Source organism: Ruminococcus sp. AM31-15AC (assembly GCF_003462045.1).
Classification (GTDB): Bacteria; Bacillota; Clostridia; order Oscillospirales; family Ruminococcaceae; genus Hominimerdicola; species Hominimerdicola aceti.
In genome coordinates this window covers 1-6,938 of sequence record NZ_QTYG01000081.1, presented here as the reverse complement: position 1 = coordinate 6,938, position 6,938 = coordinate 1, and the positions used below count along the sequence as shown (strand labels likewise).

Annotated in this window: 8 protein-coding genes; 7 read left to right on the top strand and 1 reads right to left on the bottom strand. The window is 43.2% G+C overall.

What is annotated here, in order from left to right; translation table 11 throughout:
• Positions 1-169: 169 nt before the first annotated feature.
• Positions 170-634, bottom strand: a complete 465-nt coding sequence (locus DW793_RS13525) for a DUF3592 domain-containing protein (RefSeq protein ID WP_022287567.1) — start codon at positions 632-634, stop codon at positions 170-172.
• A gap of 296 nt (positions 635-930) precedes the next feature.
• Here DW793_RS13525 and DW793_RS13520 point away from each other — a divergent pair, with 296 nt between their 5' ends.
• The 7 genes from DW793_RS13520 to DW793_RS15520 form a co-directional block, all read left to right on the top strand.
• Entirely contained in the window at positions 931-1,515 is a 585-nt protein-coding gene (locus tag DW793_RS13520) for a TetR/AcrR family transcriptional regulator (protein ID WP_046440066.1), read from the top strand.
• Positions 1,516-1,598: 83 nt separating this feature from the next.
• Entirely contained in the window at positions 1,599-2,027 is a 429-nt protein-coding gene (locus DW793_RS13515; protein WP_118158455.1) for a collagen-like protein, read from the top strand.
• Between the two features lie 2 nt (positions 2,028-2,029).
• Positions 2,030-2,974 (top strand): hypothetical protein, encoded by a 945-nt coding sequence (locus DW793_RS13510; RefSeq protein WP_118158454.1) that lies wholly within the window; start codon positions 2,030-2,032, stop codon positions 2,972-2,974.
• 116 nt (positions 2,975-3,090) lie between these two features.
• Positions 3,091-3,396, top strand: coding sequence for a pectate lyase-like adhesive domain-containing protein (locus tag DW793_RS13505; RefSeq protein WP_181988383.1), 306 nt, complete (start codon positions 3,091-3,093; stop codon positions 3,394-3,396).
• 141 nt (positions 3,397-3,537) lie between these two features.
• Positions 3,538-3,726 (top strand): alpha/beta-type small acid-soluble spore protein, encoded by a 189-nt coding sequence (locus DW793_RS13500; RefSeq protein WP_046440070.1) that lies wholly within the window; start codon positions 3,538-3,540, stop codon positions 3,724-3,726.
• A gap of 131 nt (positions 3,727-3,857) precedes the next feature.
• A complete protein-coding gene (locus DW793_RS13495) occupies positions 3,858-4,403 on the top strand; it encodes a hypothetical protein (RefSeq protein WP_118158452.1) in 546 nt (181 codons plus the stop codon).
• Positions 4,404-4,582: 179 nt separating this feature from the next.
• Positions 4,583-6,938: Ig-like domain-containing protein (locus DW793_RS15520; RefSeq protein WP_252969901.1), on the top strand; the 2,356-nt coding region annotated here is incomplete at its 3' end.

Here is a 6,938-nt window from a genome sequence, read left to right as displayed (position 1 = left end):
GGGCGTTTGAATACTTCCTTCAAACGTCAGCTTTGCTATATCGTTTTTTCCTTTGCTTCTTTTCTCAACTTTGTTCATTTTGCCTATTGATTTTTCTTAGCAGGTTTCTGCTTTTCTGTTATTTAGTTGCACAAAGTTTCTTTTGGTTACTATTTTAATGATTACTTTTTTATCTTTTTCTCCCCACTGAGATAATATTTTTCTTAGTAAGCACAAGTAGCACAATGCCAAGCAAAAGTATCAGCGGCCAAGTAAGATACGGTCTTTTATCATTATCAATATCGGTCACGACCTTATCAGGCTCACCATTTTTATCTGTGTTGTAATACACGTTCACTTTTTCGTTCTGACTCACATAATACGTGCCTGTGAAGATCTCTCTTGTGTACTCCTTGCCGCCAACATCAAAAGCGACAGTTATGTAATATGTTTCAGCTTTGTTGCTTGCCTTTTTGTTATGTCCCCAAGTTTTCAACTCATGGTCTATCCACTTCACATAGCCTGTGGTTTTCTCAGCACTTGACATGAAAACCCTGTTTGAAACATACTTGCTGAGATTATAGATAGTAGAGAAACCACCCATAAGAATAAAAACGATACTCAGAGCGATAAGCCCTGCATTTTGCTTTTTCATTTGATATACCCCCTGAACAGAAATGTTGTGTTAATATGAATTTATTATATCATATGAGGACATGGGAAGTCAATAAGCCTATCCCCTCTTTCCATACGTCTTATGAACATATTTATTAGTACGGTTTTGAGCGTTGAGGTAAGCCGCTATTTTCTTTCTGCTGTAAGGACTTTTTTTATGAGATCATGTTGAAACTTTATTTTCTTCATTTTTCGAACAATTCTTGACTTTGTTACAAATCTGTGTTATACTAATCATAAACGAACGGTCGGTACGCATAAAAGGAGCGAAGCAACATGAAAACAACTGAGCAACAGCACAATGAGCGGAAACGTGAACTAATGGAAAAGTGCTTCGAGTGCTATGCGGAAAACGGGCTCACAGGCACAGGAATTAAAGCACTGGCCGATGCGTGCGGATGCACGAAAGCAAATTTGTATTCGTATTTTAAAAACCTTGACGAACTGATCATTGAGTCAACGGCATACTGTATGGAAAAGGTTGAGGACGACTTTATGGAGATGGCACCCACCGACCCCGAGGATGTTGTCCGTTTTGTGAAGGAGGTCCCGTATTGGACAGCAAAAAAGCACGGAAAAAAATATCGCCTGATGTATCAGATATATACGCACCCGAAGTATATCGAGCACGGCAAGAAATTCTTTGAGGGCGTGAACGAACGCTATACCGAGTACGCCAAGCGGCTGGAGCCAAAGATCGGCATTCCATATACGGTCATCACGCCGCTGATCTTTATATTCGTCCGTGCCTGCGTACATTATGCGATGTTTGAGGATGAATATTATCTGAAAACCCAGATGGAGGTCTTAAAACAGGGGGTCGCCCTGTTTGTGGATAAGTACAAAGCAAACCAAGCATAAGCCGATCGACCGCCGCTCATTTACGGCGTGGGCAGCGGTGCAAAACTCCGCCGTGATAAACAATTCCGAACGGAGGAAAAAAGATGAAAACAGGAAAAAAACTACTCACAGGTACACTTTTGGCGCTTTGCGCCGCTCTTTTGGTGCTTTGCAGCGTGCTTGCAATAGGATGGAGCAGGGCGGCAAAAACAGGCGACGCACTGCCGGAGGTGCGAAACAACGGCACGGTGATTCAGTGGAAACACAGCGACGAAGCCGACTGGCACGACCTTGTGACGCTTACCGAGCTGCGGGGCGCTGCCGGAGAAAACGGAACAGACGGTAAAAACGGTAAAGACGGCTCTGACGGCAAGAACGGAATAAACGGCACAAACGGAAAAGACGGCGTTGACGGTAAAGACGGAGCCGATGGAAAAAACGGCAAGGATGGAATTGACGGTGCCAGCGGTAAAGACGGAGCCAACGGCAAAGACGGTATCAACGGCACTGACGCATTAATGCCAAAAACATAGAGGTGCAGCGAGCTGAAACCCACATACAGTGGCGTTACGAGGGCGATGAGTGGCAGGACCTTGTGGCGATAGCCGACATCACAGGTCCCACCGGGCAGAAAGGCGCAGACGGAGCAAACGGAAAGACACCGGAGTTCCGTGTAAGTGAAAACACCCTGCAGTGGCGCTATGTCGGCGATAAAATATGGCTGAACCTGTATGATCTTTCGGTTTTGAAAGGTCTTGACGGCAAGGATGGTATAAACGGAAAGGACGGAGCCGATGGAAAAGACGGAACAAACGGACAAAACGGCTCCGATGGCGCGGACGGCAACACCCCGTTTATCGGCGAGAACGGCAACTGGTGGATCGGAGAAACCGATACGGGCGTAAAAGCTGCCGGAACAGACGGTACTGACGGCATCGACGGCGAAAAGGGAGACAAGGGCGACAAAGGTGACAAAGGCGAAAAGGGAGACAAGGGTGAAAAAGGTGACAAGGGAGATGCAGGTCAGAACGGCAGCTGTTCGGGATATTTTTACGGAGAGGCAAACTCTCCGAGGACAGTACTGAATAACAGTCGTGTCAATATTTCTGTCTACGAAAAAATAAACAAGGGCGGCTTGATTTCATCCTACATGAATAATATTACACTTAAAAAAGGACATATTTACAATGTCTGCTTAAGCGGTTCTCTCGAAGTTGGTTCAAACGAATTCAACAACAGCGGCAATTACTCTATTCAGATGACAGACGGTTATGATGACGATCTGTGCAGGGAACTTACACGAATAAAAAGAGACGGGGCAAAAATACCGTATACCAATGATCAACATTCCTTTAATTTCAACAGAATGTATGATGCGTCAAATAAAGACATTACATTGCAGTTGTGGTTTGAAAATTCGGCATACAATACTTATCTCGGTGGCTTCAGAGGTACCATTACAATAACCGCTCTTGATTGAGCCGACATATACGAAAACAGAGGTAACGGAAAATAAAAAAACGAATACTCAGTATCATGCTCACCCTTTGTATGGTTCTTTGCATTGTGTCGACAAGTGTATTTGCCAAGGATAATATGGCAGCGAGTGGGACGGCGGAAGTTTCCACAGCGGCGGAACTGGTTTCAGCAATCAGAGAAGCTTCATACGGAACAGTCAAACTGACGTCAGACATTACCATTTACACCACATTAGTGGTCAACCGCACCTTCACCCTTGATCTCAACGGTTATGTGCTGAAATACGGCAGCAGTGCAGGGCATGTAATCACTGTGTCCAGTGGTATTTTGACAATTGAAAACAGTAACTATACAAAATCACACAATTTCCAAAAGAAGTATAATTTATATGTAAATGATTTTTTTGAATTTTGCTCCGTTTAAAATCATACTAATTTTAGCTTTTAATTTTTTTCATTCCAAAAACCGCCCCATTTCGTTCTATAAATTACCTCTTATAATCAAATCATGCAGACATATAATATTATTGCAAACCCGAAAAACAAATGAAAAGGAGATACGAAAATGAAAGGTATCACAACTCAGGAAGGCAGAGAAACACTCAACAAGTTCAAGATGGAAGCAGCTAACGAAGTTGGCGTAAACCTCAAGCAGGGCTACAACGGCGATCTTACAGCTCGTGAGGTCGGCTCTGTAGGCGGTCAGATGGTCAAGAAGATGATCGACGCTTACAAGACAACAGGCAACAAGTAATTTCTCCTAAAAGTCCTAAAAACTCCGCCGTGGCATTCGCTGTGGCGGAGCTTTTTACTTGAAATCAGGGAAAAAAGTAGTATAATATACACATAGGGTCGGGGTAAAGATCATAGTAAAGAGGGATAAATATGTTGACTAAAAAGATCGCCGCAGGACTTACAGCTTTTGTTATAACAGCTTCTGCAGCACTGCTTCCGCTTCCAGAAAGCATTAACGGCATATTGGGGAACACCGCTATATCAGCTCAGGCTTATTCTGCAAACGGCGCCGTAAAAATGCCGTCAGATTTTCTGACTTTTAACAGCTCCGATCAGGTTTTCGTAAACGTGGTTTCTGCCACTAAAAACGGACTATACTATTATACTGTAGAAAACTACAAGAAGCTAATTAAATTCTATAGCTTTTCCAACAACTCCGTGAGAACTGTAGCAACGCTTGGTGACATTATAAATGTATATGCCAACAACTCCAAGATCTATTATATCGAAAGAGATACCAGCACATACAATTCCAGCGTGAAGGGCTCGTCATATTCTTATTACATAAAGACATTTGACACAGATACGGAAAAGGTGACCAAAAGCGTTAATGTGAGCAAGTATACGCCCAATGGTATTTTAAATTACCCAACTGTTTTGGCGTTGACGATAACGGCAGGATATATTACTATGTAACAGACAGCAGTGGTGCTGAAAAAGGCGATAATCTGTTTCTGCTGGACTCAAACGGAAACAAGCTGTCCTCCTGCAGCACCGATGTTGCCATAACAAAGTTCTCAGGCTTTGACAGCACAAACGGAAACTTCTATTTTGAAAGAAACGCTGATTACGTTTATTGGGGCTATACTCACAAAATGAACGCCCTTGGCTTTGGAAACATTTCAAATAACAAACTAACCGTGTCTGATAAATCTATCGACTATTTCTATCAGAAATATTACGATTATCATTATGACAATGCACAAATGCTTGGCAACGGCAAGCTTGCGTGGACTTCTTCTGCAAGCGGCACTGTAAACATCGTGGAATCTGCCAAATTTCATACATCAACAGGTGATACATTATCTCTCTTTGGAAGCGTTTCAAGAGCGGAACATGAAAACAAAAATGATCTCTACAACAGCGTTGGAACAAGAACTGTATACAACGGCGAAAATGGCAGCACTATCATGTATGTAAACAACAACACTCTTATGGAGTTCAACAATGATTTCAAGCAGGTGGCTTCATATAAAACAGCTTATCCTGTTTTCGCTTTGTATTATACGAACGGCACTGTGACAGCCATAGAGCGTGATACTGACGGCAATTTCTACTCAGAGAATATTGCTTGGAAAATGCCTAGCAGTGTTACGATTTCAAATTCTTCTGCCACGCTCAAAACGGGCGACAGACTTAAACTTTCTGCAAAGAGTAATTCCGATATAGACTACGGCTTCACATGGTCAAGCAGTGATAACTCTGTTGCTTCTGTTACAAAAGACGGCAAGGTGTACGGAAACAAGGCAGGCGTATGCACAATAACCGCCACCACCGACAACAGCGTAAAAGCAAGCTGTACAGTGACAGTTACGCCTATGGATAGCGACACAAAAGGCTCAGCAACTTTACTCAGCGGACGAGCAACAGACAATGCTTCAGATAACCATTACAACACATGGTCATCTGTCACAAACTCTTATCTTGTACAAAACAGCGACGGAACGCTCACAAGGCTTGAAAACACATCAAGCGGCATTGTGGTAGAAAACTATTCCGCAGACGGCAAAAAGCTTATCTCACAACGTACTATTTCAAAAGAGCTTAACCTATTTGGTGGATTCTATTTGGGAAAAGACTATAACTATCTCGTGTTCGGTCAGAACAACACTTCCGAAAGCGACAGCAAGGAAGTTGTAAGAGTAGTCAAATACACCAAGAGCTGGAGCAAGGTAAATTCATGCAGTATCTCAGGTGTCAATACAACAAAGCCGTTCTCGGCAGGCTCACTGAGAATGGAAGAAGCGGGCGGAAAGCTTTATGTTTACACCTGCCATGAGATGTATGCTGACAACGACGGCATAAATCATCAGGCAAATATGCTTTTCACCATTGACGAATCCTCCATGTCCCTGACCGACTCAATGTATGACGTTTCAAATCTTACAGACGGCTATGTTAGCCACTCATTCAACCAATTCATCAAAGCTGACGAAAGTGGAAAATACATCTACAGAGTTGACCACTCAGAATCAAGCAACTACACAATGAACGGCTCTTACCTTTCTGTAAACGGCATTACTCTCACAAAATATAAGGCTGACGGAAAATCAACAGCCGTGAGCGTTTCTATCCCTGTTAAGTTCGATATGAACAAAAGCAACTACACAGGCGCTTCAATAGGCGGTTTTGAGCTTGGCAGCGGAAACTGTCTGATAGCCTATGCAAAAGACGTTTCAAGCAGTTGTAAGACAAGAAATGTTTACATAAGCGTCACAGACGAGCTTTTCAACGGCACACAGAACATTGCCCTCACAAACTACGGCACATCAAGTAAAGTGACCTGCCGCACCCCTCAGCTTATAAAGATAAATGACAATCTGTTCCTTGTTATGTGGGAAGAATACAACAGTTCCACAGGCAAGACCGTCACAAAGACAATGACAGTTGACTCAAACGGCAAAACTGTTACCAAAGCCATTTCTCACTCCTTCGGACTTTCAGATTGTCAACCTATTGTATGCAGTGATGGCATGGTAAAATGGTATGTCACAAATAATTCAGCGCCGACCCTTTACAAGCTCTCACCATTTGCGCTGGACGATTATCATGAACACAGCTATACAAAAACAGTTCTTAGCAACGCCACCTGCACCACCGCAGGCACATTAAAATACACCTGCTCATGCGGTGACTTCTACACAGAAACTATCCCCGCCACAGGTCACAAATCAAGCGGTTGGATAGTCAACAAGGCGGCTTCTATCGGAGTTAAAGGCTCAAAGCACAAGGAATGTACAGTCTGCAAGAAAGTTCTTGAAACGGCTGAAATTCCTGCACTTTCAAGAATTAGCATTTCAAAGGCAAGCGTGACACTTTCCACTTCGACCTACGCATATGATGGCAAGGCAAAGAAGCCTGGTGTAACGGTCAAGCTAAACGGCAAAACTTTGAAGAATGGTACAGATTACACAGTTTCCTATTCAAACAACACCAAGGTCGGAACAGCAA